Genomic DNA, 25,614 nt, shown 5'->3' with positions numbered 1-25,614 from the left:
AGGGTGCGGGGTCAGAAGTCGTATGCGACGCCCTCGACCGGGGACTTCCCCTCGTCGTCGGCGGGGTCGTACGCCTCGACGGTGGCGACGAGGACGTCCAGGAAGCGTTCGGGGCCCCAGCGGGCGGTGTTGTACGCGGCGTCGTAGATCGAGAGGTCCTCGATGTCGATGTTGTAGTACTCCCGGTACCGCTTGCGTTCGGAGGCCTCGCGGCGCTTCGTTTCCGTCCGCGCGCGGTCAACGCCCTTCGCCTCGCGCTCGGCGATCCGTTCGGCGCGGACCGACAGCGGCGCGTCGAACCAGAACCGGAAGTCGGCGTGCTCGGCCGCGAGCCAGCCGGCGAGCCGCGATTCGAGGACCACGTCGTCGCGCTCGACGGCGATCTCGCGGAGTCGACGGTCGAGGTCACGGTCGATCTGCGGGTCCTCCTCGGCGAACTCGTTGAACTCGACCGGCGTCATGTCGCGTTCGGCCGCCATCTCACGGAAGATATCGCCGCCGGAGACGTGCCCGAGACCGAGCGCGTCCGCCAGTTGCACGGCGTTGGTGCTCTTCCCGCTCCCCGGCGGGCCAGAGACGGTGATCAACATATCACCAATCCGCGGGTGTCGTTCAAAACGGTTGTCGTTCCGCGCCGCGACGCCGCGGTCGGCGAGCCGGCGTCGACGCACCGCCGAACGCTTTCACCGATCGGAGTCCGCGGTCGCGGCCGTCATCGACCAGACCGCGACGAGGCCGAGCAGGAGCGCGGGGACGAGCGGGAGCGCCAGGTACGTCGCGAAGAAGGGGAGCCCGAACCAGCCCGCGACGTAAGGGTACGCGTAGATGATCCCAGGGATGACGAGGACGCAGGTGAAGAGGACGGCCGTCAGCGCCCACCCCTTGCGGCCGAAGCCGTCGGCCGCCGGTTCGTCGGTGGGGGCCGTCGGTCCCCGCGAGTCGTCGCCGTCGCTCGCGTCGGCGTCCTCGGTTCCGGGGACGTGGACGTACCCGCCGTCGGGGGTACCCTCGCCGGTCGCGTCCGCGTCGGCGTCGGTCTCAGAGCTCACTATCTGGTTTAACGACCACTTTGCCAAAGCCCTCACGGTTCTCTATCATCTCGTGTGCGCGCGCCGCCTCGCTCATCGGGAGCACCTCTTGGACGCGGGGCTCGAAGGTCCCGTCCCACACCAACTCCAAGACGTCGTCGACCTCGCCGGGCGTCGCCATCGTCGAACCGAGCACCGACAGCTGGTTCCAGAAGATGCGGTTGAGTCCGGCGCCTGGGTTCGGGCCGGTGGTCGCGCCGCAGGTGACGAGGCGGCCGCCCTTCGCCATCGACTTCAGCGAGTTCGGGTAGGTGGCCTCGCCGACGTGGTCGACGACGACGTCGACGCCGCGCTTGCCGGTGCGTGCGGCGATCTCGTCCGCGAAGTCGTTCGCCTCGTAGTCGATCACGTGGTCCGCGCCGCAGTCCTCGGCGTGCGAGAGCTTCGCCTCGGTGGAGGCGGTCGCGAACACCTCGCAGCCGGCGTGGTCGGCGATCTGGACCGCCGCGTGGCCGACGCCCCCGGACGCGCCGAGGACGAGCACTTTCTCGCCCGCCTCGATGTCGGCGCGCGTTTGGAGCATCCGCCACGCGGTCTGGAAGACGAGCGACGCGGAGCCGGCGACCTCCCAGTCGACGTCGTCGGGGACGGCGACGAGGTTCGCCGCCGGGACGGTCGCCTTCTCGGCGTGGACGCCGCGGACGTGCTCGCCGATGATGTGGAAGGAGACGCACAGGGACTCCTCGCCGTTGCGACAGAACTCGCAGTCGCCGCAGGAGACGCCCGCGCTGACAGCGACGTGGTCGCCCGGCTCGAAGCGCGTCACGTCCTCGCCGACGGCCTCGACGACGCCCGCCGCGTCGCTGCCGGGGATGTGCGGCATCTCGACGTCGATGCCGGGCACCCCGCGCCGCGTCCAGACGTCGAGGTGGTTCAACGCACCTGCCTTGATGTCGACGAGCACCTCGCCGCGGCCAGGGTCGGGGTCGGGGAACTCGCCGTACTCGATCACGTCGCGGTCGCCGTGGTCGGCGAACTGAACGGCCTTCATGTCCGGACCCTCCCCCGGGATCCACTAAACAGTACGCCTCACGGAAACGAGCGGTGCGCCGCGGGAACCGCCGACAGCTAGCGGGAACAGACAACGGCCAGCGGGAGCCGATGGTGGTCAGCAGGGGCTTCCGGCGGCTCGAGAGGAGCGGTTCACGGGACCGTGCGAACCGCCCACAGCGACCCGACCGTTCCGTGATGTTTAAGTACTGAAGGGCGGAGTTTACGAACGCACGAACTGTAGGGGCGTCGGGCCCCGAGTCCGAGAGGGCGATGATACAACGCGGGTTGCGGTAGCCAAGCCTGGCCCAAGGCGCAGGGTTGCTAACTCTGTGGCGTCACTGCCTCCGGGGTTCGAATCCCCGCCGCAACGCTCGAACGGACGAGTACCGCCGGATTCGCGCCGGTAGGACTCACCACAACCAACACATGAGCACGGAAGAATCACAGGACGACTCGCCGGAGGAGGAGGAGGAAGACCTCCAGTACTTCGTTCGGATCGGGGGCGCGGACCTCGACGGAACGAAGACGGTCGAGCGAAGCCTGTCCGAACTCGACGGCATCGGCACGCGCACGGCGCGGCTGGTCGCCGAGAAGGCCGACGTGGACAGAAACGCCACGTTCGGGCTCCTCGACGAGGATGACATCGACGCGGTGGTCGACATCGCCGAGAACCTCGAAGACCACGTCCCGTCGTGGATGACGAACCGACAGAACGACTTCTTCACCGGAGAGACGACGCACCTCGTCGGCACCGACGTCAACGAGAAGCGCCGTCACGACATCAACCGGATGAAGATCATCGAATCGTACAAGGGCGTGCGCCACAAGCGCGGGCAGAAGGTCCGCGGGCAGCGCACCAAGTCCACGGGTCGCTCGGAGGGGACCATCGGGGTCAACGTCGAGGAGATCCGCGAGGAGATGGCGGACGACGAGGGCGGTGACGACGAATGAGTACCGGAAAGAACACCAAGGGCTACGAGACGCCGAACCACCCGTACCAGGGCGAGCGCATCGCCGAGGAGTCCGACCTCCTCTCGCGGTACGGTCTGAAGAACAAAGAGGAGTTCTGGCGCGCCCAGTCCGAGCTGCGCAACATGCGCCGAGAGGCCCGACGGCTGCTCGGCGAGGCGCAGGGTGACGTCGAGGCCGCCCAGGACGCCGGCGCGGAGTTCGTTACGCGGCTCCGCCGGATCGGCATCCTCGGCGACAACGACAACATCTCGGCGGTCCTGTCGCTCGACGTGACCGACCTGCTGGAGCGTCGCCTCCAGACGGTCGTCTACCGACAGGGCTTCGCCTCCTCGACCCAGCAGGCCCGCCAGTTCATCGTCCACGGCCACATCACCGTCAACGGCGCCCGCGTCACGCGCCCGTCGGTGAAGGTGGACGTCGACGACGAGGGCGCCATCGCCTTCGACGAGACGAGCCCGCTCGCGGACGATCTCCACCCCGAGCGCGCGGAGTCACAGGAGTAACCAATCATGAGTGAATCCGAGGACGGAAAGTGGGGCATCGCCCACGTATACGCGTCGTTCAACAACACGCTCATTACGGTCACCGACGAGACGGGCGCCGAGACGATCGCTAAGTCGTCCGGCGGCACCGTGGTGAAGCAGAACCGCGACGAGGCGTCGCCGTACGCCGCCATGCAGATGGCGGAGGTCGTCGCCGAGCGCGTCAAGGACGCCGGTCTGGAGGGCGTGCACGTTCGCGTGCGCGGCCCCGGCGGCAACCTCAACAAGTCCACCGGCCCCGGTGCGCAGGCGACGATCCGCGCGCTCTCGCGTGCGGGCGTCGAGATCGGGCGCATCGAGGACGTCACGCCGATCCCGCACGACGGGACGAAGGCGCCGAAGAACAAGCGAGTCTGACATGACCGAAGACGAATTCGACGTCCAGTACGTCGAACGGGACGAACGCAGCGCGCGGGTGCTGATCCGCGGGCTCACGCCGGCGTTCGCCAACGGCATCCGCCGCGCGATGATCGCCGACGTCCCGACGTTCTCGATCGACACGGTCCAGTTCGTCGAGAACTCCTCGGTCATGTTCGACGAGATGATCGGACTCCGACTGGGGCTCGTGCCCCTGACGACGCCGCTCGACGACTTCGAAATCGGCGACGAGGTCACCCTCGCGCTCGACGTCGAAGGCCCGGCGACGGCGTACTCCGGCGACATCGAGAGCAGCGACCCGCTCGTCGAGGTCGCCGACGACAACGTCCCGATCATCGAGCTGAAGGAGGGACAGCGCCTCGAGTTCGAGGCCACGGCGGTGTTAGACACCGGTAAGGAGCACGCCAAACACCAGGGCGGCGTCTCCGTCGGCTACCGCCACCTCCAGCGCGTCACGGTCGAGGGCGACCGCGGCGAGTTCGACGACGACGAGCCGAACATCCTCCGCGGCGTCATCGAGACGCCGGACGGGGAGATCGAGCTCACCGACGAGTTCGACAACGACCTCTCGGAACGGTTCCCCGGGAAGGAGGTCGCGGTCGAGGACGTGCCGGGCGCGTTCGTCTTCCACATCGAGACGGACGGCTCGTTCAGCGTCGAGGAACTGCTGCTTCGCGCGATCGGCTCCATCGAGGAGCGCGCGGACGAACTACAGACGAAAGTCGCAGTATAAGGAAATGACGGCCCTTCGAACCAACCCCCTGACCGTCGCCCCCGCCGCCAGCCGCGGCGCCGCTCCGACCGGCGGAGCGCCCGCGGCCGACGCGGCGGACGGCGGGACCGAAAGTGGTTTGAAGGGAGCCGGAATATGGTGGAGTGTACGCAGGGATAGCCAAGTCAGGCCAACGGCGCAGCGTTCAGGGCGCTGTCCTGTAGAGGTCCGCAGGTTCAAATCCTGCTCCCTGCACTCCGTTTTCCACGAACTCTCCGTTCAGGAGGGACAGCTATGAGTAGCAAGACGAATCCGAAACTACAGAACCTCATCGCCGATCTGAAGTCGGTCTCGCGTGACTCCGGTGCCAACGTGTGGCAGGACGTCGCCGACCGACTGGAGAAGCCACGGCGCACGCACGCTGAGGTCAACCTGGGCCGCATCGAGCGGTACGCTCAGGAAGACGAGACGGTCGTCGTCCCCGGCAAGGTGCTGGGCAGCGGTGTGCTCGAAACGAACGTTACCGTCGCCGCCGTCGACTTCTCCGGGACCGCCCGGACGAAGATCGACCAGGCCGGCGAAGCGGTAACGCTTGAACAGTTCATCGAACAGAACCCCGAAGGAAGCAACGTGCGGGTGATCCGATGAGTCTCGCGAAGATCGACGCGGACGTCGTCGTCGACGCCCGCGACTGTATCCTCGGTCGCGTCTCCTCGGAGGTCGCCCAGCGCGTCCTCGCCGGGGAGACCGTCGCCGTCGTCAACGCCGAGCGCGCCGTCATCACCGGCAACGAGGAGGCGACGATGGAGACGTACCACAAGCGCGCGGAGCTCGGTTCGGACAGCGGTCCGTACTACCCCAAGCGCCCCGACCGCATCTTCAAGCGTGCCATCCGCGGCATGCTGCCGTACAAGTCGGAGGACGGTCGTGAGGCGTTCTCGAACGTGCGCGTGTACGTCGAGAACCCCTACGAGCGCGACGAGGACGTCGAGAGCGTCGTCCTCGACGGCACCTCGCTCGACCGCCTCTCGAACATCAAATTCACGACCCTCGGAGCGATCTCCGAGTCTCTGGGAGCCAACGTCACATGGTAACGAACACCTCAGGCAAGAAGAAGACGGCCGTCGCCCGCGCCACCGTGCGCGAGGGTGAGGGTCGCGTGCGTATCAACTCCCAGCCAGTCGAGCTGGTCGAACCGGAGCAGGCGCGGCTCAAGATGCTCGAGCCGTTCCGCATCGCGGGCGAGGAGCTCCGCGACGGCGTCGACATCGACATCGACGTCGAGGGCGGCGGCTTCAGCGGCCAGGCGGACGCGACGCGGACCGCCATCGCCCGCGGCCTCGTCCAGCACCTCGGCGACGCGGAGCTGCGCGACGCGTACATGAACTTCGACCGCACCCTGCTGGTCAACGACGTGCGCCAGTCCGAACCCAAGAAGTGGGGCGGACCCGGCGCTCGCGCTCGCTACCAGAAGTCCTACCGCTGAGGTGATCCAGTCATGATGATCCCCGTCCGGTGTTTCACGTGCGGCAACGTCGTGGGTGAACACTGGGAAGAGTTCAAAGAGCGGGCTCGCGAGGGCGACGAAGACCCCGGCGAGGTGCTCGACGACCTCGGGGTCGACCGGCACTGCTGCCGGCGCATGCTGGTGAGCCACCGCGACCTCGTAGACGTCGTCTCGCCGTACCAGTAACCATGTCAGGACAGCGATACAATCGATACGAGAAGGCCCGCATCCTCGGCGCGCGAGCGCTGCAGGTGTCCTACGGGGCGCCCGTGCTGATCGACACGGACCAGACGGAGCCGATTCTCGTCGCCGCGGAAGAGTACGACGCGGGCGCGCTCCCGTTCACGGTGCGGAGGGAATCCAACTAATGACCCGAATTACCAGCGTCTCGCTGCGTCGCGTGCTCGACTCGCGCGGAAACCCGACGGTCGAGGCCGACGTGCTCACCGAGTCCGGCGGCTTCGGCCGCGGGGCGGCGCCCAGCGGGGCCTCGACCGGCGAGTACGAAGCGATCGAACTCCCGGCGAGCGAGTCCATCGCGAAGGCCCGCGAACACGCGGTCCCGCGCCTCGAGGGCGTCTACGCCGGCGACCAGCGCGCGGTCGACAACGCCTTGCGCGGCGCCGACGGGACGGACGACTTCTCCGCCATCGGCGCGAACAGCGCCGTCGCCATCTCGATGGCGGCCGCGAAGGCCGCCGCCGACGTGCTCGGCGCGCCGCTGTACCAGCACCTCGGCGGCGCGTTCCGCGGCGAGAACTTCCCGATCCCGCTCGGCAACGTCGTCGGCGGCGGGGAGCACGCCAAGGAGGCGACCCACATCCAGGAGTTCCTCGCGGCACCCGTGGGCGCGCCGAGCGTCTCGGAGGCCGTCTTCGCGAACGCCGCGGTCCATGCGGCGGTCGCGGACGTCCTCGACGAGCGCGGCGTCCCCGCGGCGAAGGGCGACGAGGGCGCGTGGGCGCCCCCCATCTCGGACGCGGACGCGTTCGAGGTCGTCGACGAGGCGGTCGACCGGGTCGAGGACGAGGTGGGCTTCGAGATCCGCTTCGGCCTCGATATGGCCGCCGCCGAACTGTACGACGACGACGCCGAGGCGTACGTCTACGGCGACGAGACAAAGTCGGCCGACGAGCAGATCGAGTACGTCGCCGGCCTCGTCGACGAGTACGACCTCGCGTACGTCGAGGACCCGCTCGACGAGAACGACTACGAGGCGTTCGCGGAGCTGACCGACCGGGTCGGCGACCGGACGCTGATCTGCGGCGACGACCTGTTCGTCACCAACGTCGAGCGGCTTCAGGACGGCATCGACGCCGGCGCGGCAAACAGCATCCTCATCAAGCCGAACCAGATCGGGACGCTGTCGGACGCGTTCGACGCCGTCGAGCTCGCCGCCCGCAACGGGTACGAGACGGTCATCTCCCACCGTTCGGGCGAGACCGAGGACACCACCATCGCACACCTCGCCGTGGCGACCGACGCCGGCTACATCAAGACTGGCACGGTCGGCGGCGAGCGAACCGCCAAGCTGAACGAACTGGTCCGCATCGCGGACGACGCGGTATGACGGGCCCACACCACGCATGAGCGAAGACAACGACGCGGTCGAACTCGACGACGACGCGGAGACCGAGGCGGTCGACGCGGCGGTCGAGGAGGAGGCCGACACGACCGAGGAACCGACCGCCGACGCGGCTGCCGAGGGGGCGTCCGCCGACGCCGAGCCCGAAGCACCCGCCGACGCCGAGAGCGAGGCCGCCGACGAGGAGGAGGACGCCTCCCCGTTCGACGACGACGTCATGCCGGACGACGACGTCGACCTGCTGATCCCCGTCGAGGACTACCTCTCCGCTGGTGTCCACATCGGGACCCAGCAGAAGACGAAGGACATGGAGCGGTTCATCCACCGCGTCCGCGACGACGGGCTCTACGTCCTCGACGTGAGCCTCACTGACCAGCGGATCCGCACGGCCGCGGACTTCCTCGCGAACTACAACCCCGAGCAGATCCTCGTCACGTCCTCGCGGCAGTACGGTCGGTTCCCGGCCGAGAAGTTCGCGGACGCCATCGGCGCCCGCGCCCGCACCGGGCGCTTCATCCCGGGCACGCTGACGAACCCCGACTACGCCGGCTACATCGAGCCGGACGTCGTCGTGGTCACCGACCCGATCGGCGACGCGCAGGCCGTCAAGGAGGCCATCACCGTCGGCATCCCGGTGATCGCGATGTGCGACTCCAACAACCAGCTGTCGAACGTCGACCTCGTCATCCCGACGAACAACAAGGGTCGGCGCGCGCTGTCGGTCGTCTACTGGCTCCTCGCCAACGAGACGCTCGACCGGCGCGGCACCGACACCGTGTTCGCCCTCGAGGACTTCGAGGACGAGCTCTAAGCCGGTCGCTTTTTGCGTTCACGTTCCCGTTTCGTTCGGTCAACGCCCGCTAGCTACTGGTTTCCGCCTGGCAGCCGTCGGGAGCCGCACCGCCGGAAAAGTGTTATCGTCAGACGATGTCGGGCGTAAACGGATACGAGTACACCTTCCCGTCGTTGGCCTTCACCGTGCCGACGAGGACCAAGACCAGGTCGGCGACCGCGATGATCGGGAACAGCAGGAGGCCGACGAACACGAAGCTGAGGGCGCCGGCGATCATGAGCGCGACGAAGACGATGATCTGGAAGTTCAGCGAGTTCTTCGCGTTCTGTTCGACGAGCTCGTCGCCGTCGTCGGCGAGAATCAGGAAGAGTATCGGCCCGAGGAAGGAGGCGAAGAGGGCCGACGCGTGCGACAGCGCCGCCAGCGTCGTGTCGCCCTCGACGGTGTCGCCCTCGGCGGTCGCGTCGACGGTCTCGGTGGACTCGGTTGCCATAGCGATGGAGTTTCGCAGCGGATTGATAAGTGTTGGGAGAGTGTGACACGACCGCAGCCCGCGCTCAGTCGGCCGTCGATGCCTCGTCGCCGGCGGTCTCGTCCGCCGCCGGAACGTCGTGCGTCCACCGCGGCTCGATCTCTCGGTTCGCCATCACGACGCGGTCACCGCCGTCAGTGTCGATCCGCGTCTTCCGGAGCTCGATGACGGCGACGGTGCCGGTCACCCCCTTGGCGTCGACGCGCTAGCCGACGTTGAAGTCGGGGTCCCGCAGGAGGTAGACGCCCGCCACCGTGTCCTCGATCATCTCGGAGAGCGCGTACGAGACGCCCAGGGCGATGAACCCGACGGCGGTGCCGAGGCTCGCGGCGATGTCGTCCATGCCGACGACCTTCAGGAACGTGAGCGCGACGCCGAACCAGAGGAAGACGGCGACGAGCGTGACGATGAGGTCGCCGACCAGCTCGCGGTCGCCGACGTACAGTCGTTCGATCGACCGCCGGACGACGGAGAGGACGACCCTGACCGTCAGGTACGCCAGCGCGAGGAAGATCAGCCCCGAGAGCAGCCGCGGGGCCGCGACGACGAGCCCCTGGACGAAGTTCGAGAGCGACGGGGAGACGAGCGACGGGATCTGCGTCATGCCGAACCGCACACGGTCGGGGGTGGAAAAGGTAGGGGCGACCCGGCGGCGTTAGTCGGCGTCGCCCTCGTTTGGCGGGGACTCGAATCGCGCCGCCGAGACCGTTCTCGTCCACGCGCGCCCACGGCACGGGCGGCTCGACCGCGTCGAGTTCCGCGTCGAGCGCCTCGAGCCGCTCGCCGAACCGGTCGTCCCAGCCCGGGCCGTCGGCGAGCGCGTCGGCGCGGGCCGCCACCGCGGCCTCGAAGTCGTCGAGCCGCTCACCTCGGATCAGCGGCGCGTCGTCGAGCGGACCGCCCGCGACCGGGTCGGGATGTCAGTTGCCGCCGAGTCGGAGACGGCGACGACGGTTCGGATCATGCTGGACTCGGGAGAGGTCTCGGTGAGCCAGTCCCTCCGACAGCTGGCGTTCACCGTGCGATCGATACACTGCGACGCGGTCGAGGCCCTGGCGACGGCCCCCGACGCCTCGCCGATTGGCTCCCGCGACGGGCATGTCGACCGCCTCGCCGCGATGATCGATCGGTCGGTCTCCCGCGGTATGGCGGACCTGCGGGAGGTCGACGCGCTCGGGACGACGCGGCCGGCGCTGTTCGAGTCGTGGACGGCGATGCGCGAGCTGTGCCGCTTCCGCGAGGCGGCGGCGGAAGTCGGCCGCGCCGCGGCGTCGCTCGATGGCCCGCCGGCGGAGCCGCGCCTAAAGACGCGCCGCGACGTCGGCCGCGCGGTCCGGGAGGTGGTGGCCGACGGGGTGAGCGTCGCCCTCGGCGACGCGGGCGCCAACGTCGCCCGAGCCGCGCTCGAAGGCCTGCGTCGGATTCGCGACGAGCTCGACGCGCTCGACCGGGCGGGCGCGGACGCGGCCGAACTCCGGCGGGCTTCCCGCGCGCTGCGGCGGACCGCGGATCGCGGAGGGGACGTGACGGAGATCGGGCTGCGGCGGGCGGTGCGGCGTCGGGAGCCGATACGCGACCGCGAGCCGGGGCCGGCGAACCGGTAGGCGCGGGGCGCGCCAAGCGCAACGCCTGTAAGCGCGGGGAGAGAGGGGACTCGTATGACCGTTTGCGAGGCGCCGGGGAAGGTGTACCTCTTCGGCGAACACGCCGTCGTCTACGGCGAGCCGGCCGTACCGGCGGCGATCGAGCGACGCGCCACGGTGACCGCCGAGCCGCGCGACGACGACCACGTGCGCGTCGAGGCCGAGGACCTCTCCCTGGACGGGTTCACCGTCGAGTACGCAGGCGGGAGGGGCGAGCGGCCCGACATCGATGTGCCGACTCCGCTCGTCGAGGCCGCGATGGGCTACGTCGACGCCGCCGTCGAGCAGGCGCGCGAGGCCGCCGACGCGCCCGACGCCGGCTTCGACATCACCGTCCAGAGCGACATCCCGCTCGGCGCGGGGCTCGGTTCGTCCGCGGCCGTGGTCGTGGCCGGCATCGACGCCGCGACCCGCGCGCTCGGCGAGCCCCTCGACCGCCGCGAGCTGGCCGAGCGGGCGTATCGAGCCGAGTTCGAGGTCCAGGACGGGCAGGCGTCGCGCGCCGACACGTTCTGCTCGACGATGGGCGGCGCGGTGCGGGTCGCGGGCGACGACTGCGAGCCGATCGACGCGCCGAACCTCCCGTTCGTCGTCGGCTTCGACGGGGGCGCGGGCGACACCGGGGAGCTCGTCGCCGGCGTCCGCGAACTGCGGGCGGAACACGAGTTCGCCGCGGACACCGTGGAGTCCATCGGCGACCTCGTCCGGACGGGCGAAGCGTTGCTCGCCGAAGCCGACGCCGAGAGCGACCCGGAGCCGGCGCTGCTCGCGGAGCTGGGCGAGCTGATGGACTTCAACCACGGACTGTTGGCTGCGCTCGGCGTCTCCGCCCGCTCGCTCGACGCGATGGTGTGGGCCGCGCGGGACGCGGGGGCCCACGGCGCGAAGCTCACCGGCGCGGGCGGCGGCGGCTGTATCGTCGCCTTGGACGAGAGCGACGCGACCGAGACCGCGCTCTCGTTCACGCAGGGCTGCGAGGAGGCGTTCCGCGCGGAGCTGGCGACCGAGGGCGTCCGGGTGGTGGAGCCGTGACGGGGGGCGGCGCCAGCGAGTCCGCGCCCCCGGTCGTCCTCAAGCTCGGTGGGAGCCTGATCACGGAGAAGGACCGCCCTGAGACGGTAGACGAGTCGGCGCTCGCCGACGCCTGCGACGCCGTGGCCGACGCGCTCGAAGCGGGCGCGGTCGATCGGCTCGTCGTCGTCCACGGCGGCGGGAGCTTCGGCCATCACCACGCCAGCGAACACGGGGTGTCGACGACCGCCGGGACGCGCGATGTCGACGCGGTGGCCGCGATCCACGGGGCGATGAAGCAGCTGAACACGCGCGTCTTGGAGCGGCTCCGCGAGCGCGGCGTGCCCGCGGTCCCGGTCCACCCGCTGTCGCTCGCGGCGCGGGCCGAGGGCGTCGACGGTGGGCTCGACCTCCCGCTCGGGTCGACGGCGACGCTGCTGGCCGAGGGGTTCGTCCCGGTCCTCCACGGCGACGGCGTGGTGACGGCCGGCGACGGGGTGACGGTCGTCTCGGGCGACGAGCTGGTCGTCGAGCTGGCCGCGGGGCTCGGCGCGCGCCGCGTGGGCGTCTGCTCGACGGTCCCCGGCGTGCTCGACGGCGACCGGGAGGTGATCCCCGCGGTCGACGACTTCACCTCGGTCGCGGACGCGCTCGGCGCGAGCGACGCCACCGACGTCTCCGGCGGGATGGCCGCGAAGGTGCGGGAGCTGCTCGCGCTCGACGCGCCGGCGTACGTGTTCGGGGGCGACGGGCTGTCGCCGTTCCTGCGCGGCGAGGGCGCGGGAACCCGGATCGACTGAGCGCGCGACAGCGGGCGCGCCGCGGGCGCGTCGGGGAAGGCCGTTCGGCCCCGTACAGAACCCTTATTCGACCCACGGCCCTCCCATCGGGCATGAACGAATCGGACGTGCGGGAGCGCCTCGCGGACGTGCGCGACCCCGACCTCGGCGGCGACATCGTCTCGCTCGGACTGGTGAACGACGTCGCGGTCGACGAGGCGGACGGGACGGTCCACGTGTCGCTCGCGCTCGGCGCCCCCTTCTCGCCGAACGAGTCCGCCATCGCCGACGACGTGCGTGACGCGCTCGCGGACGCCGACCTCGACGTCGAGCTGTCGGCGTCGATCCCCGAGGACCTCTCCGCCGACGAGCAGGTTCTCCCGGGCGTCCAGAACGTGATCGCGGTCGCCTCCGGGAAGGGCGGCGTCGGGAAGTCGACCGTCGCGGTGAACCTCGCCGCGGGACTGTCGGCGCTCGGCGCCCGGGTCGGGCTGTTCGACGCCGACGTGTACGGCCCGAACGTGCCGCGGATGGTGTCGGCCGAGCAGCGGCCCGAGACCGACGGCGAGACGATCGTCCCGCCGGAGCGGTTCGGGGTGAAGCTGATGAGCATGGACTTCCTCACCGGCGAGGACGACCCGGTCATCTGGCGCGGGCCGATGGTCCACAAGATCATCACGCAGCTCGTCGAGGACGTGGAGTGGGGCGAGCTCGACTACCTCGTGATGGACCTCCCGCCGGGGACGGGCGACACCCAGCTCACCATCCTCCAGACGCTGCCGCTGACGGGGGCCGTGATCGTCACGACCCCGCAGGACGTGGCGCTCGACGACGCGGTGAAGGGGCTCCGCATGTTCGGCAAACACGATACGAACGTCCTCGGCATCGCGGAGAACATGGCCGGGTTCCGCTGTCCGGACTGCGGCGGGTTCCACGAGATATTCGGCTCCGGCGGCGGGAAGGGGCTCGCCGCGGACCACGACCTCCCGTTCCTCGGCGGGATCCCGCTCGACCCGGCGGTCAGGACCGGCGGCGACGACGGCGAGCCGGTCGTCTTGGAGGACGGCGAGACCGCGGACTCGTTCAAAGTGCTCGTCGAGAACGTCGCGAACAACGCCGGCGTCGTCCGTCGTCGCGGGGTGAGCGGCGGGCGATGACCGACGCGGACGACGACCGCGAGGACCCCCTCGCGGCCGCGGGCGTCGACCCGGTGGTCCCAGAGGACGCGTCGGGCACGGAGATCCCGGCCGACACGGAGGTGCGGGAGTTCCTCCGCGAGGTGGCGGCGGACGTACGCGGCGATAGCTCGGAGAGCAAGCAGCTCTCGGCGATCCTCTACCGGGTCTCGGACCTGTACGACGCCGAGGAAGAGACGTCGCCGGAAGAGATATACCTCAACGTCCGGCATATCATGCGTATCAAAGCAGAGGGCGGGCTGCGTCGCTGAGGCCGCCGCGCCAACCCCCCTCCCGACCGCCAGAGTGAGCTCGGCGGCGACTGAATGCCCCGGCATGGACCTGACGACCGCGCTCGACGCCCGCGACGCGACCGTCTGCGTCGTCGGTGCGGGCGGGAAGAGGTCGACGCTGTTCGCGCTCGCGGACCGCCTCAACCGACCGGTGGTGACCGCGACCGTCCGGATACCGATCTTCGACGACCGGGTCGCCGCGGTGCGCGTGACAGATGACCTGGTGACTGCGGTCGACGGGGCCGGCGACGGCGACTGGCCGCTGGGGCTGGTCTCGGAGCGCGAGCGGTCTGACCGCTACCTCGGGTACGACGCGGACACGGTCGCCGAGGTCGCCGACGCCGCGCCCGGCGCGACGCTGGTGAAGGCGGACGGGGCACGCCTCCGCGAGTTCAAGCCGCCGGCCGACCACGAGCCGCAGATCCCGGCGAACGTGGACGTCGTCGCGCCGGTCGCGAGCGCGCAGGTGGTCTGCGAACCGCTCACCGAGGAGCTGGTCCACCGGCCGGAGGAAGTCGCCGCGATCACCGGCCGCGAGGTCGGCGACGAGATACGCCCCGCCGACGTGGCGACCGTCCTCGCGAGCCCGGCCGGCGGGCTGAAGGGCGTCCCGGGCGGCGCGACCGCGATCCCGATCGTGAACAAAGTCGACGACGAGGCGGACGCCAATGCGGCGCGGGCGGTGGCCGGGGAGATCCTCATGCGTGCGAACGTCCCGCGCGTCCTCCTCACGCGGCTGACCGCGGACGACCCACTCGTCGAGGTCGTGGAGTAGCACCGGCGGTCGGGTCGGGATCGAGAAGTCCTCGTCAGATCTGCTCCGCCAGTATCGTCTCGCCCTCGTGGCGAACGACGACGCGCTCCGGGACGGCCGCCTCGACGAACGCGACGGCGATCTCGTAAGGATGCGGCTGAGCGATGTCCGGGCACACCTCCTCCTCCCAGTCGGGATCGTCCTCGGTGGTCAGCCGGAACAGTAGGCGGTCGGGCGTCAGGTCGGCCTCGATCAGGTCGACGCGGTAGCAGTCGCGCGAGCCGTCGAGCAGCCGGCCCCTGACGGTGAGCCGCAGCGGGTCGGCGTCGAGCGCCCGGAGCAGTACGGCGGCGCCCCACGGACTCGGCTCGTCGGACCCGAACTCGCCCGTGTGCTCCCGACGGAACGTCACCTCGGCGCCGTCGATCATCGTCGGGCCGTCGCCCCACAGCGGCGTGGGACAGCCCGCGAGCGAGGCAGTCGAGACGGCGGTCGCGGACGCGAGGAGGGCTCTGCGGCGCACGTCGGGCACAACAGCAAACGGCCTGAAGTGCTTTTTGCGGCCGACGCCCATTCGACTCCGCTCAGTCGTCGCCGGGGGCGGCCTCGCCCTCGCCCTCCGAGCCGCCGTCCGCCGAGGCCTCGGCGTCGGTCGGCCCGAACTCGAACTCGTCGACCGCGTCCTCGGCGCGCGTCTCGCCTCCGTCGCCGTCACCGACCGCATTCGCGTCGCCGCCGACCGGACCTTCACCGTCTGCGACCTCGGACCCGGACTCCGCGGCCGCCGCCTCGCGGGCCTCGAACTCGTCGGCCAGCGTCCGGAGCTCGTCGGCGCGCGACGACAGCGACTCCGCGCTCGCCGAGATCTGTCCGATCGCCGCGGTCTGCTCCTCCGCGGCGGCGGAGACGTTCTGCGCCTCGCTCGCGGTCTCGGCGCTCACCTCCGCGACCTCGTCGATCATCGAGACGGTCTCTTGCGTCGACTCCGCCTGCTGGTCGGTGGCCTCGTTGATGGACTGGACGCCCGCGTTGGCGTCGTCGATGCTGTCGACGATCGTCTCGAGCGTGGCGACGGTCTCCTCGACCACCGCCCGCCCCGCCTCAACGTCGTCCTCCATCGCAAACATCCCCTCCGCGACCGACTCCGTGGAGGCCTCGACGCCCGCGATCAGCTCCTCGACTTCGGTGGTCGCGTCCGCGGTCTCCTCCGCGAGATCCTTCACCTCGCGGGCGACGACCGCGAAGCCGGAGCCGGCCTCGCCGGCGCGGGCGGCCTCGATGGAGGCGTTCAGCGCGAGGATGTTCGTCTGCTCGGCGATGTCGTCGATGAGGTCGACCACCTCGCCGATGCGCTCGACCTCGTCGCGCAGCTCGCGCATTTCCTCGACGGTGTGGCCGACCTCGTCGTCGATCCGGTCCATCCGCTCGATCGCTTCGCCGGCGTCGTCGCGGCCCGCCGCGCCGGTCTCGGCGATCTCGGCCGACTGCTGTGCCAGCTCGTCGGTCGAGGAGGCGATCTCCTCGACGGTGGCCGAGAGGTCGTCCAGCTCGGCGACCGCGGTCGCGAGCGTCTCCTCCTGGCGCTCGGTCCCGACCGAGATCTCCTCGATGCTGTCGGCGACGTCGACGCTCGTCGACTCCACCTCCTCCGCGGAGGCGGTCACCTCGGAGCTCCGCTCGCCGACCGTCTCGGCGGCGTCCTGGATGCCGACGACGAGCGCCTCCAACTGCTCAAGCGTCTCGTTGAGCGACTCGGCGATCGCCGTCATCGCCTCGCTCTCGCTCTCGGGGTCGAGCCGGCGGGTGAGGTCGCCGTCGGCGACCGCGTCGATGGTCGCCTCGTACTCGTCCGCCTTCGTCTCCAGGTGCGTCGACAGCGACTCCGCCTCCTCGCGGGCCGTGGCGGCCTCCTCGGCGGACTCCTCGACGGCCGCGATCTGCTCGCGCATCGTCTCCCGGATGCGGTCGAACAGCGCCGAGAGCTGGCCGAACTCGTCGGTCCGGGTGCGTTCGATGTCTACGTCGAGGTCGCCGGCCTCGATCGCCTCGGCGTACCCCCGCAGGTCGTCGACGGAGCCGTTCACGTCGCGGACGACGAACCCGCCCACCGCGAGCAGCCCGACGACGGAGATGGCGATCAGGAGTAGGACGGTCCGCGTGACGTCGCCGACGGTCCCGTAGACCTGGCTTTCCGGGGCCGCGACGACGACGGCCCACGGCTTGGTGTCGATCGGCGCGGTCGCCGTGGCGACAGCCGACCCGTTCACGACCGTCTGCTCGTCGTCAGTGACGTCGACCGCGACCGTCTCGGTGACCTCGGTCTTCAGGTGCGAGAGCTCCTCGATGAGGAAGTAGTCGTTCAAGATCGCGTCGCTGTTCGACGCTAGGGCGACTTTCCCGGTCCGCGTGGAGACGACCTGCATGTTCCCGCCGTCGACGGGCGACGTCAGGAGCGCCCCGCGATCGGAGAGATCGACGGTGATGACGATCGCCTTCCCGGGCACGTTGTTGATCGGGCTGACGAAGCCGAGGTGGTTCTCGCCGTCCTGCTTGTACGGCTCGAACGATCGGACATCGTTCGCGTTGGCGAACGCCGCCGGCCCGACCGCCCACGGTCGCTCCGACTCGGTGTACGTCGTTCCCTCCGTGCTCGGCGACGTGCTCACGGTCACCTCGTTCGACACCATGTCGTAGTAGTGGACCTCGACCACGTACTCGGGGAGCATGTCGGCGTTAGCCCGAAGTTCGTCTCGTATCCGTCCCTCGCTGGACGACTGGACGCCCGAGGACGACGAGACCCGGCGAGTGTACCCGTTCATGTCCTCGACGAACCCGTCGATCCCCTGGGCCTCGCGCTCGGCGGAGCTCATCATCGCCTCGCGCGCGTCCGACTCGACGCTGCCCTGGACTTGGTCGACGGCAAGCGCGCCCGCGCCGAGCAACACCGCGGAGACGACGACGACTGCCGCCGCGATTTTGAACGCGTATCGGCCGCGGAGACGATCGAAGAGGCGCTGGAGGAGACGTGTTCCGTCGTCGGCTGGCATATCTCGCTGTTCCGACAGCCACACATAAACGCCAGCAGCAAAATATCAGTTCAGAGAATTAGAGATGAAACCTCGGACGGTCGTCACACTCGTTGGAGACAGTCCCGATCGAACTGGACGCGCGCCCGGCGACGAGTGGGCACCGCGGCGACCGGGGTCAGAGATCGACCGGCGCGGGCAGACATCGATCGGGGGTCGGAGACCGACCGCCGCATCCGAAACCACTATGCCCGATCCGGCGAATCCACCGGTATGGACTGGCCACACGACCCCGACGGCGAGCAGGGGAGCGAGGGCATGCGGCAGTACGGCCACGCCGTGCTCGCGAAGAAGATCGACGAGGAGGAGGACTTCCCGCTGACCGCGGCGGAGTACGTCGAGCAGTACGGCGACCACCCGATCCGGATCGACTTCGAGACGGTCGTCTCGGTCGAGGAGATCTTCGAGCACGTCGAGCAGGAGGAGTTCGCCGACTTCGTCGAGTTCCATCAGGAGCTGGGTCGCGCGATGCGCGAGAACGGGTACTGGTTCTACGAGGGGGCGGACCAGTTCGTCGACGGCAGCGCCTGAGTACTCGACCGCAAACGGAATCACCGGTGGAGCTGGACGTTCTTCTCGCTATTCGGACGTGTAATTGCGAATGGGTACCGACGTAGCGACAGCGACCACCTCCAAAGCCCCAGCCGGGAGGACTCGCGCGGCTTGCTGCGCGCCTCGCTCGCGGTGCTCGCTGCGGTGCTTGCTACGCCGTGCTTCGTCCTCCCGGCTGCCCCTTTGAGTCCCACCCCTCCGGAAGACGTTCCTGCTCGCTTCGCTGCGCGGGCTGCGACTTCCGTGCTCCCGCTCGCTTTGCTCGCGGGAACGCACAGCACCGCAGCCTCACGCCTCCCCAGCCTCGTCGCTCGCTTCGCTCGCGACTCCCTCGCGCGTGCGACTCGCGCCCTGCGGGCACTCGTCGGCACGCGCCGCCGCAGTTCGTTTTCGTCGCTCAACCGACCCTCGACCGTTTTAAGAACGCCCGGGGCAAGCGACCCACCATGGACCACGAGCGGATCGCCGTTCTCGCCCACGAGAAGTTCCCCGACCGCGCGAAGACCGCGCTCGGCGTGCTGCGCTACGGCGACCAGGACGTCCAGGCCGTCCTCGACCGCGACCGCGCCGGCGACCGCGTGAACGACCACGTCCCGGACGTCGCGGACGCGCCGATCGTCGCGTCGTTCGACGAGGCGCACGCGGCGGCCGACGGCGACCTGGACGCCCTCTACATCGGGATCGCCCCAATCGGCGGCGGCTTCGACGAGTCGTGGCGGTCGGACGTCGAGGCCGCGATCGAGGCGGGCTGCGACGTGGTGAGCGGCCTTCACTACTTCCTCAACGAGGATGACGAGCTGGCCGCGCTCGCCGCCGAACACGGCGTCGACCTCGTCGACGTGCGCGAGCCGGACGACGACCTCACGGTCGCGACGGGCGCGTCCGGCGACGTCGACGCCGACGTGCTGCTCACGGTCGGCACCGACTGCTCGGTCGGGAAGATGACCGCCTCGCTGGAGATCGTCGCGGCCGCCCGCGACCGGGGGATCGACGCCGCGTTCGTCCCCACGGGCCAGACCGGGATCATGATCGCCGGCTGGGGGAACCCGATCGACCGGGTCGTCTCGGACTTCACCGCCGGGGCTGTCGAAGAGATGCTCGTCGAGGTCGGCGACGACCGCGACCTGCTCGTCGTCGAGGGCCAGGGGAGCATCGTCCACCCCGCCTACTCGGCGGTCACCTGCGGCATCCTCCACGGGTCGATGGCGGACGGGCTCGTCCTCTGTCACGCCGCGGGCCGCGAGGTCGTCCACGGCTACGAGGAGTTCGCCCTTCCGCCGCTCGCGGACTACGTCGACCTCTGCGAGGACCTGGCGACGCCGGTTCACGAGACGAGCGTCGTCGCGGGCGCGGTCAACACGAAGGACATCGCCGACGACGACGCGGCCGCCGAGGCGGTCGCCGCGTTCGCCGCCGAGACCGGCGTCCCCGCGACCGACCCCGTGCGACACGGCGCGGGAGCCATCGTCGACGCCGCCGTCGACGCCGGACTGGGCGCGGGCGACGCCGCGGACGCCGAATCGGAGGTCGACGGGGAGGGAGCGACCGAATGAGCCTCGACGCCGAGTTCGAGCGGTCCTCGCTGCCACTTGAGAACGCGTTCACCATCTCGCGAGGGACCCAGACGACCGCCGAGAACGTGATCGTCCGGGTGACGGACGACGCGGGGATGACCGGGGTCGGCGGCGCGGCGCCGTCGACTCACTACGGCGAGACGGCCGACACGGTCGCGGCCGTCCTGCCGGACCTCCTCGACGCGGTCGAGCGCGTCGGCGACCCCCACGCAGTCCACGAGATCGAGGCGGAACTGCGGGGGGTCGTGAACGGCAACCCCGCCGCTCGCTGCGCCGTCTCGATAGCGGTCCACGACCTCGCGGCGAAGCGGCTCGGCGTCCCTCTCCACCGCCTGTGGGGGCTCGACCCGAGCGACGCGCCGAAGACGTCGTTCACGATCGGCTTAGACGAGACCGACCGCGTGCGCGAGAAGGCGGCCGACGCCGTCGCGGCGGGCCACGACGTGTTGAAGATCAAGCTCGGCACCGACCGCGACCGGGAGCTGATAGACGCGGTCCGCGAGGCGGCGCCCGACGCCCGGCTCCGCGTCGACGCGAACGAGGCGTGGACGCCGAAGGAGGCGGTCGCGAAGAGCGCGTGGCTCGCCGACTGCGACGTGGAGTTCGTCGAGCAGCCCGTCTCGGCCGACGACCCGGAGGGGCTCCGGTACGTCTACGAGCGCGCCGAACTGCCGATCGCCGCCGACGAGTCCTGCGTGACCGCGGCGGACCTGCCCGCGATCGCCGACCGCTGTGACATCGCGAACCTGAAGCTGATGAAGGCCGGGAGCCTCTCCGAGGCGCGGCGGGTGATCGCCGCCGCGCGAGCGCATGGCCTCGAGGTGATGTGCGGCTGTATGATCGAGTCGAACGCCTCCATCGCGGCGGCGGCGCAGCTCGCGCCTCTGCTGGACTACGCCGACCTCGACGGCTCGCTGCTGCTCGCCAAGGACCCGTACGAGGGCGTCGAACTCGCGGACGGCGAGATACGGCTCACCGAGCAGGACCGCGCGGGGACCGGCGCGCGTCCGGCGTCGGAGTAAGTCGGTTAGAAGCGAGGGAGGGGGAAACGCGGAGACCGCGGAGATCGCGAGGACCGAACGCGGGTCGGTCGCAGTCTCAGTTCCGTGGTTCGTCGGCCGTCGAGTCGGACTCCTCCACTTCGACGTCGAGCTCCTCGTCGAGGTTGGCGTCCGAATCGCCGCCGTCGAGGTCGCTCTCTAAGTCGTCAGAGTCGATCTCCGCCTCGATGTCCGAGAGCTCGGCGTCGACGTCCTCGTCGCTGACGGCGGTGTCGCCGTTCGACGACTCGCCCTTCCCGAGCTCGCCTTTCAGCGTCTCCAGCTCGGCGTCGACCTCGCTGTTCGTCGAGAGGCTCTCCAGCTCGCGGTCGATGCTGTCCTTGTCGGAGAGCGCGTCCTCGAACGCGCCGGAGTCCTCCAGCTCGTCCATCGCCTCGGAGCGCGCCTCCATCTCCTCGGTGCGCTCCTCGGCGCGTTCGATGGAGCGGCTCACGTCCTCCATCTCGTCGCCGACGCCCGTCATCGCTTCCGAGACGCGGGAGGACGCCTCGGCCGCCTCGTAGCGGGCCTTCATCGTCTCCTTCTTCGTGCGGAACTCCTCGATGCGGTTCTGGAGCTTGTTCTTCTTCTCGACCAGCTGCTCTTGGGTGTCGTTCAGCTCGGCGATCTGGCCCTCCAGCTCCTCGATCTGGGCCATCTTCGACTTCTTCTTCTCGAGCGCCTTCCGCGCGAGATCGTCGCGGTCCTGCTGGACCGCCTCGCGGGCCTGGCGGTTGTGCTTCTCGACGTTCTCTTCGAGCTTACGCTGCTGGATCTCCAAGCGCTTCTTTTGAGTCGTCAGGTCGGCGATGCCCTGTTTGACGTCTTGGAGCTCGTCGCGCATCTGTTCGTACGAGTAATCGAGCGACTCCGTCGGGTCCTCCGCCCGGTTGAGGAGGGAGTTCACCTTCGAGCGGATGACGTAGGAGGCGCGAGAGAGGATTCCCATGTCCCATTATACGCGTTCCACCCGTTAAAACCTCATGCGGTTCGCGGCGCAGCGCCGGCGTCCGCGGCGGGAACGCGTGGCGGTCCTCAGAGACGGGTGCCTCCGACACCCGAGCGCCGCGGCGACCGTCCTGAACACTTATTCCGAGCGTCGGTGTAGCCGTGCGCATGGACATCGGCGTGCTGACCGTTCCCCTCGGCGGCGAACCGATCGACGACGCGGCCGCGTACCTCGCCGACCTCGGGGTCGACGCCGTCGAGCTCGGCGTCGGCGGGTGGCCCGGCGAGGACCACGTCGACCGCGGAGCGCTCCTCGACGACGGGGCGGCGCGGGAGGAGCTGCTCGCGCTGCTCGACGACCGCGGGCTCCGGATCTCGGCGCTGGCGACGCACAATAACCCGCTCCACCCCGATGAAGACCGGGCCGCGACCGCCGACCGCGAGCTGCGCGAGGCGATCGAACTGGCCGACCTGCTCGGCGTCGACACGGTCACTTGCTTCTCCGGGCTCCCGGCGGGCGCGCCCGGCGACTCGACGCCGAACTGGGTGACCGCGCCGTGGCCGACCGAACACGCCGACGCGCTCGACTACCAGTGGGACGAGGCCGCGATCCCGTACTGGCGCGATGTGGCGGCCCACGCCGACCACCACGGCGTCGACGTGGCGATCGAGATGCACCCGAACATGCTGGTGTACGAGCCGACCGGACTGGTCGCGCTCCGCGAGGCGACCAACGACCGGATCGGGGCCAACTTCGACCCCTCGCACCTCTATTGGCAGGGGATCGACGCGACGGAGGCGATCCGGTTCCTCGGCGAGCGCGACGCGATCCACCACGTCCACGCGAAAGACACCAAGGTGTACGAGGCCCGGAGCCGCGTGAAGGGCGTCCTCGACACGACGGGCTACGCCGAGGAGGCCGACCGGTCGTGGCTGTTCCGGTCGATCGGCTACGGACACGGCGAAGGACACTGGAAGGACGTGGTCTCGACGCTCCGGATGGTCGGGTACGAGGGGGCGCTGTCGATCGAACACGAGGACTCGCTCACGTCGGCGCGAGAGGGGTTAGAGAAGGCCGTCGACATGTTGGACCGCGCGGTGTTCGAGACGGAACCGGGCGACGCGTACTGGACGGAGTGAGGCGGAGAACGATCCGATGACACGAGAACCACTGAATATCGGCGTGTTGGGGTATCGATTCATGGGCAAGGCGCACGCGAACGCGATGGCGCGGCTCGCGATGTTCTTCCCGGACGCACCAGACATCGAGCGGCACACGCTCGTCGGGCGCGACGAGGCGGCGCTCGCGGACGCGGCCGAGCGGTTCGGCTTCGCGCACACCGCGACCGACTGGGAGGCCGCGATCGACGAGGTGGACGTCTTCTACAACCTCGGCCCGAACCACGTCCACGCGGAGCCGTCGATCGCGGCCCTCGAAGCGGGGGTCCCCGTCCTCTGTGAGAAGCCGCTCGCGCCGACGCTGGAGGAGGCGGCGGCGATGCGCGACGCGGCTGCCGCGACGGGCGTCACCGCCGGCACGGCGTTCAACTACCGATTCGTCCCAGCGATCCGACACGCCAGAGAGCTGATCGCGGCCGGCGAGCTGGGCGAGATCCGACAGGTCCGCGGGCGCTACCTCCAGGACTGGCTCGTCGACCCCGAAGCGCCGTGGGCGTGGCGGATGGACGCCGAGATGGCCGGGTCCGGCGCGCTCGGCGACCTCGGCGCGCACACGATCGACCTCGCGAGGTTTCTCGTCGGGGACCGGGTCGGCGGGGTCGACCGCGTCTCGGGCCAGCTGACGACGTTCGTCGACGAGCGGCCTGTCTACGACGAGGAGGGGGCGGTCGTGGAGCATCGGGACGTCACCGTCGACGACGCGTACAGCGCGCAGGTCGAGTACGAGTCGGGTGCGACCGGGACCTTCGAGGCGAGTCGAGTCGCCGCGGGGCACAAGAACGACCACGCGATCGCGGTCCACGGGACCGAGGGGAGCTTGAAATTCTCCTTAGAGCGGCTCAACGAACTGGAAGTGCTACGCGCGGGGAACCGCGGCTACGAGACGGTGCTCGTCACCGAGGAGTCGGACCCGTACATCGACCGCTGGTGGCCCCCCGGCCACTTGATCGGGTGGGAGCACACGTTCGTCCACGAGAACTACGAGTTCCTCTCGGCGGTCGCCGACGGCGACGCGTTCGAACCGTCGTTCGAAGCCGGGTACGCGGTCCAACGGGTCCTCGCGGCGGTCGAGCGCGCCGCCGAGCGGGGCGAGTGGGTCGCGGTCGAATGAGCGCTTGGCGGCGGCGAAACCGGGGGACCACGACCTGCGCCGCGCCGTCGTCCCGGATTCAGACGCCGACCGCGCCGCCGGGCGTGCTCCCGCCGTTCTCCTCGCTCCACTCGTCGATCGCGGAGTCCTCGCCGTCGTAGCTCCCCAGCGTCTCTTGATTGTCGAACGCGACCGGCTCCCAGACGATGTCGAAGTTCTCGTTGCCCGTCGCGTTCGGGACGGGAACTTTGTCACCCGGCCTGACGACGCCGTCGCCGGGCCACGCGCCGAACTGGACGTTCCCGTCGGGGTCCTCGCCGCGGACGTACAGCTCCTCGGCCGGGACCGGCTCGGGGCCGAGCGCGACGACGACGATGGTGCCGTTCTCCTGCTGGCCCTCGAACTCGGCGTCCGGCGGGGCCACGCCGTCGATGAGACCGAACACCGCCGCGCCGACGATGGCGAGCAGCAGCACGACAACCCCGACGAGCAGCCCCGTCCCCGCCAGCGGGGTGAACCCGCGCTCGTCGTCTCGGAACGCAACCATTCAAGCGACACTCAGACTGGACCGGTATAAGCGTTTCCGGACCACGTATCAGCGCTGATAAGATTGGTCGCGTCGTGCCTGCCGACCCGGGACCGCGCCCGGGCCGAACCGGAAGCGGGTTATTCCGCGCGACCGAATTCCGACCGTGTCTGGGATGAGCGATTCGTCGGGCGGTCGCCCCCGCGGACTGCGCGGGGTCGCGCGGACCTGGGTCGAGGTGCTCGTTCGGCCGCGGCGCGCGTTCGTGAACGGGATCACGCCCGGCGACCAAGCGCCGGCGCTGACGTTCGCGGTCGCCGTCGCCGCCGCGTTCACGCTCGGGTGGATCGTCTCCGACCCCGGAGCGGTGCCGGGCGTCGTTCCCTCTTCGCCGGCGCTCTCGGGGCTCGTCACCCTGCTCGTCGTGATGGCGCTCGCGGCGCCGGTCGGCCTCCACCTGACGGCCGCGATCGCGACCGTCGGGGTCGTGGTGGCGAGCGTCGAGTTCGCGGACGGGCTCGGGTTCCGCGAGCGCGGCGGGGTGAGCGAGACGGTCCAGGTCGTCGCGTACGCGAGCTCGCCGATGGCGCTGGCCGGACCGGTGATACCCGAGCTCAGGCTCGTCTGCGGCGCGTACGCCGCGGTGCTGCTGTTCGTCGGGTTCCGCGCGGTCCACGGCCTCTCCCCGATCCGGACGATCGCGGCCGCCCTCCCGCCGGCGGCGCTCGGCTACGGCGTCGGCTACCGCGTCGTGGCCGCGGCGCGGACGCTGCTCGGCGCGTGACGTGAGGCCGGCGCTCGCCTCGCGCTCGTCGAGCGGCCAGCGGGGTTTCGACAACCGTTTTAGGCCCGAGACTCTCGG

31 protein-coding genes, 2 tRNA genes and 1 pseudogene are annotated in these 25,614 nt (G+C 70.0%); 25 read left to right on the top strand and 9 right to left on the bottom strand.

What is annotated here, in order from left to right:
• Window positions 1-11: 11 nt before the first annotated feature.
• From cmk to ABNG04_RS03960, 3 genes are all read right to left on the bottom strand, one after another.
• Complete coding sequence (cmk, locus tag ABNG04_RS03970; RefSeq protein WP_371160225.1) at window positions 12-590, bottom strand: (d)CMP kinase; 579 nt, start codon at window positions 588-590, stop codon at window positions 12-14.
• A 93-nt stretch (window positions 591-683) separates the two neighbouring features.
• The gene (locus ABNG04_RS03965; RefSeq protein WP_371160223.1) at window positions 684-1,049 is read right to left on the bottom strand and encodes a DUF7977 family protein; all 366 of its coding nucleotides are present in this window, start codon (window positions 1,047-1,049) and stop codon (window positions 684-686) included.
• Window positions 1,039-2,079, bottom strand: a complete 1,041-nt coding sequence (locus ABNG04_RS03960; RefSeq protein WP_371160221.1) for a zinc-binding dehydrogenase — start codon at window positions 2,077-2,079, stop codon at window positions 1,039-1,041. Before ABNG04_RS03960 ends, ABNG04_RS03965 begins: the two co-directional genes overlap by 11 nt.
• A gap of 286 nt (window positions 2,080-2,365) precedes the next feature.
• Between ABNG04_RS03960 and ABNG04_RS03955 the strand changes: the two genes are divergently transcribed.
• The 13 genes from ABNG04_RS03955 (at window position 2,366) to rpsB (ending at window position 8,588) form a co-directional block, all read left to right on the top strand.
• Window positions 2,366-2,451 (top strand) — tRNA-Ser (locus tag ABNG04_RS03955).
• 56 nt (window positions 2,452-2,507) lie between these two features.
• Window positions 2,508-3,032 (top strand): 30S ribosomal protein S13, encoded by a 525-nt coding sequence (locus ABNG04_RS03950; protein ID WP_371160219.1) that lies wholly within the window; start codon window positions 2,508-2,510, stop codon window positions 3,030-3,032.
• Window positions 3,029-3,556, top strand: a complete 528-nt coding sequence (locus ABNG04_RS03945; protein WP_371160217.1) for a 30S ribosomal protein S4 — start codon at window positions 3,029-3,031, stop codon at window positions 3,554-3,556. Before ABNG04_RS03950 ends, ABNG04_RS03945 begins: the two co-directional genes overlap by 4 nt.
• 6 nt (window positions 3,557-3,562) lie before the next feature.
• Window positions 3,563-3,952, top strand: coding sequence for a 30S ribosomal protein S11 (locus ABNG04_RS03940; RefSeq protein ID WP_004046448.1), 390 nt, complete (start codon window positions 3,563-3,565; stop codon window positions 3,950-3,952).
• 1 nt (window position 3,953) lies between these two features.
• A complete protein-coding gene (locus ABNG04_RS03935) occupies window positions 3,954-4,706 on the top strand; it encodes a DNA-directed RNA polymerase subunit D (protein WP_371160214.1) in 753 nt (250 codons plus the stop codon).
• A 149-nt stretch (window positions 4,707-4,855) separates the two neighbouring features.
• Window positions 4,856-4,940, top strand: a tRNA-Leu gene (locus ABNG04_RS03930).
• Between the two features lie 39 nt (window positions 4,941-4,979).
• Window positions 4,980-5,333, top strand: coding sequence for a 50S ribosomal protein L18e (locus tag ABNG04_RS03925; protein WP_371160212.1), 354 nt, complete (start codon window positions 4,980-4,982; stop codon window positions 5,331-5,333).
• Entirely contained in the window at window positions 5,330-5,779 is a 450-nt protein-coding gene (locus tag ABNG04_RS03920; RefSeq protein ID WP_371160210.1) for a 50S ribosomal protein L13, read from the top strand. Before ABNG04_RS03925 ends, ABNG04_RS03920 begins: the two co-directional genes overlap by 4 nt.
• Complete coding sequence (locus tag ABNG04_RS03915) at window positions 5,773-6,171, top strand: 30S ribosomal protein S9 (protein WP_004595258.1); 399 nt, start codon at window positions 5,773-5,775, stop codon at window positions 6,169-6,171. The genes ABNG04_RS03920 and ABNG04_RS03915 overlap by 7 nt, the downstream gene beginning before the upstream one ends.
• 12 nt (window positions 6,172-6,183) lie before the next feature.
• The gene (locus ABNG04_RS03910; RefSeq protein WP_006628058.1) at window positions 6,184-6,378 is read left to right on the top strand and encodes a DNA-directed RNA polymerase subunit N; all 195 of its coding nucleotides are present in this window, start codon (window positions 6,184-6,186) and stop codon (window positions 6,376-6,378) included.
• 2 nt (window positions 6,379-6,380) lie between these two features.
• Window positions 6,381-6,560, top strand: coding sequence for a DNA-directed RNA polymerase subunit K (locus ABNG04_RS03905; protein WP_049930742.1), 180 nt, complete (start codon window positions 6,381-6,383; stop codon window positions 6,558-6,560).
• Entirely contained in the window at window positions 6,560-7,762 is a 1,203-nt protein-coding gene (gene eno, locus ABNG04_RS03900) for a phosphopyruvate hydratase (protein WP_297885576.1), read from the top strand. The genes ABNG04_RS03905 and eno overlap by 1 nt, the downstream gene beginning before the upstream one ends.
• A 16-nt stretch (window positions 7,763-7,778) precedes the next feature.
• The gene (gene rpsB / locus ABNG04_RS03895; protein ID WP_371160207.1) at window positions 7,779-8,588 is read left to right on the top strand and encodes a 30S ribosomal protein S2; all 810 of its coding nucleotides are present in this window, start codon (window positions 7,779-7,781) and stop codon (window positions 8,586-8,588) included.
• A 109-nt stretch (window positions 8,589-8,697) separates the two neighbouring features.
• On the opposite strand, the gene ABNG04_RS03890 is transcribed toward rpsB, so the two are convergent.
• On the bottom strand, window positions 8,698-9,063 hold the full coding sequence (locus tag ABNG04_RS03890; protein ID WP_371160205.1) for a DUF4870 domain-containing protein: 366 nt from the start codon (window positions 9,061-9,063) through the stop codon (window positions 8,698-8,700).
• 64 nt (window positions 9,064-9,127) lie between these two features.
• Window positions 9,128-9,706, bottom strand: a pseudogene (locus ABNG04_RS03885) (mechanosensitive ion channel domain-containing protein).
• Window positions 9,707-10,019: 313 nt separating this feature from the next.
• Here ABNG04_RS03885 and ABNG04_RS03880 point away from each other — a divergent pair.
• The 6 genes from ABNG04_RS03880 to yqeC all read left to right on the top strand — a co-directional run bounded on the left by ABNG04_RS03880 (window position 10,020) and on the right by yqeC (window position 14,778).
• Complete coding sequence (locus ABNG04_RS03880; RefSeq protein ID WP_371160203.1) at window positions 10,020-10,706, top strand: hypothetical protein; 687 nt, start codon at window positions 10,020-10,022, stop codon at window positions 10,704-10,706.
• Window positions 10,707-10,760: 54 nt separating this feature from the next.
• Window positions 10,761-11,777 (top strand): mevalonate kinase, encoded by a 1,017-nt coding sequence (mvk, locus tag ABNG04_RS03875; protein ID WP_371160201.1) that lies wholly within the window; start codon window positions 10,761-10,763, stop codon window positions 11,775-11,777.
• Window positions 11,774-12,556: an isopentenyl phosphate kinase gene (locus ABNG04_RS03870; protein WP_371160199.1), complete on the top strand. Its 783-nt coding sequence runs from the start codon at window positions 11,774-11,776 to the stop codon at window positions 12,554-12,556. The genes mvk and ABNG04_RS03870 overlap by 4 nt, the downstream gene beginning before the upstream one ends.
• Before the next feature lie 92 nt (window positions 12,557-12,648).
• Window positions 12,649-13,692, top strand: coding sequence for an Mrp/NBP35 family ATP-binding protein (locus ABNG04_RS03865; protein ID WP_371160197.1), 1,044 nt, complete (start codon window positions 12,649-12,651; stop codon window positions 13,690-13,692).
• Entirely contained in the window at window positions 13,689-13,982 is a 294-nt protein-coding gene (locus ABNG04_RS03860) for a DUF7976 family protein (protein ID WP_371160195.1), read from the top strand. Before ABNG04_RS03865 ends, ABNG04_RS03860 begins: the two co-directional genes overlap by 4 nt.
• A gap of 64 nt (window positions 13,983-14,046) precedes the next feature.
• On the top strand, window positions 14,047-14,778 hold the full coding sequence (yqeC, locus tag ABNG04_RS03855; RefSeq protein ID WP_371160193.1) for a selenium cofactor biosynthesis protein YqeC: 732 nt from the start codon (window positions 14,047-14,049) through the stop codon (window positions 14,776-14,778).
• Window positions 14,779-14,812: 34 nt separating this feature from the next.
• Here yqeC and ABNG04_RS03850 read toward each other — a convergent pair whose 3' ends face one another.
• Both ABNG04_RS03850 and ABNG04_RS03845 read right to left on the bottom strand, forming a co-directional pair.
• On the bottom strand, window positions 14,813-15,280 hold the full coding sequence (locus tag ABNG04_RS03850; RefSeq protein WP_371160191.1) for a hypothetical protein: 468 nt from the start codon (window positions 15,278-15,280) through the stop codon (window positions 14,813-14,815).
• Window positions 15,281-15,341: 61 nt separating this feature from the next.
• Window positions 15,342-17,804, bottom strand: a complete 2,463-nt coding sequence (locus ABNG04_RS03845) for a methyl-accepting chemotaxis protein (RefSeq protein ID WP_371160190.1) — start codon at window positions 17,802-17,804, stop codon at window positions 15,342-15,344.
• Window positions 17,805-18,056: 252 nt separating this feature from the next.
• Between ABNG04_RS03845 and ABNG04_RS03840 the strand changes: the two genes are divergently transcribed.
• From ABNG04_RS03840 to ABNG04_RS03830, 3 genes are all read left to right on the top strand, one after another.
• Window positions 18,057-18,374, top strand: a complete 318-nt coding sequence (locus ABNG04_RS03840; protein WP_371160188.1) for a DUF5785 family protein — start codon at window positions 18,057-18,059, stop codon at window positions 18,372-18,374.
• 467 nt (window positions 18,375-18,841) lie between these two features.
• Complete coding sequence (locus tag ABNG04_RS03835; protein ID WP_371160186.1) at window positions 18,842-19,948, top strand: N-acetyltransferase DgcN family protein; 1,107 nt, start codon at window positions 18,842-18,844, stop codon at window positions 19,946-19,948.
• Window positions 19,945-20,991: a dipeptide epimerase gene (locus ABNG04_RS03830; RefSeq protein ID WP_371160184.1), complete on the top strand. Its 1,047-nt coding sequence runs from the start codon at window positions 19,945-19,947 to the stop codon at window positions 20,989-20,991. Before ABNG04_RS03835 ends, ABNG04_RS03830 begins: the two co-directional genes overlap by 4 nt.
• 76 nt (window positions 20,992-21,067) lie before the next feature.
• Here the strand turns inward: ABNG04_RS03830 and ABNG04_RS03825 are convergent, their stop codons facing one another.
• Window positions 21,068-21,958 carry a PspA/IM30 family protein gene (locus ABNG04_RS03825; RefSeq protein ID WP_371160183.1) on the bottom strand — a complete coding sequence of 297 codons (891 nt, stop codon included), beginning with the start codon at window positions 21,956-21,958 and terminating at the stop codon, window positions 21,068-21,070.
• A gap of 167 nt (window positions 21,959-22,125) precedes the next feature.
• Here ABNG04_RS03825 and ABNG04_RS03820 point away from each other — a divergent pair, with 167 nt between their 5' ends.
• Both ABNG04_RS03820 and ABNG04_RS03815 read left to right on the top strand, forming a co-directional pair.
• A complete protein-coding gene (locus tag ABNG04_RS03820; protein ID WP_371160181.1) occupies window positions 22,126-23,097 on the top strand; it encodes a sugar phosphate isomerase/epimerase family protein in 972 nt (323 codons plus the stop codon).
• A gap of 16 nt (window positions 23,098-23,113) precedes the next feature.
• Window positions 23,114-24,247: a Gfo/Idh/MocA family protein gene (locus ABNG04_RS03815; RefSeq protein WP_371160179.1), complete on the top strand. Its 1,134-nt coding sequence runs from the start codon at window positions 23,114-23,116 to the stop codon at window positions 24,245-24,247.
• A gap of 58 nt (window positions 24,248-24,305) precedes the next feature.
• Here ABNG04_RS03815 and ABNG04_RS03810 read toward each other — a convergent pair whose 3' ends face one another.
• Window positions 24,306-24,773, bottom strand: coding sequence for a type IV pilin domain-containing protein (locus tag ABNG04_RS03810; protein ID WP_371160177.1), 468 nt, complete (start codon window positions 24,771-24,773; stop codon window positions 24,306-24,308).
• Between the two features lie 154 nt (window positions 24,774-24,927).
• Between ABNG04_RS03810 and ABNG04_RS03805 the strand changes: the two genes are divergently transcribed.
• The gene (locus tag ABNG04_RS03805; protein WP_371160175.1) at window positions 24,928-25,536 is read left to right on the top strand and encodes a YIP1 family protein; all 609 of its coding nucleotides are present in this window, start codon (window positions 24,928-24,930) and stop codon (window positions 25,534-25,536) included.
• Window positions 25,537-25,614 lie beyond the last annotated feature (78 nt).

Origin of the sequence: Halorubrum miltondacostae (assembly GCF_041379815.1) — an archaeon.
GTDB lineage: Archaea > Halobacteriota > Halobacteria > Halobacteriales > Haloferacaceae > Halorubrum > Halorubrum miltondacostae.
Note: the sequence above shows the minus strand (reverse complement) of the source record. Positions and strands in the feature narration are given on the sequence as shown.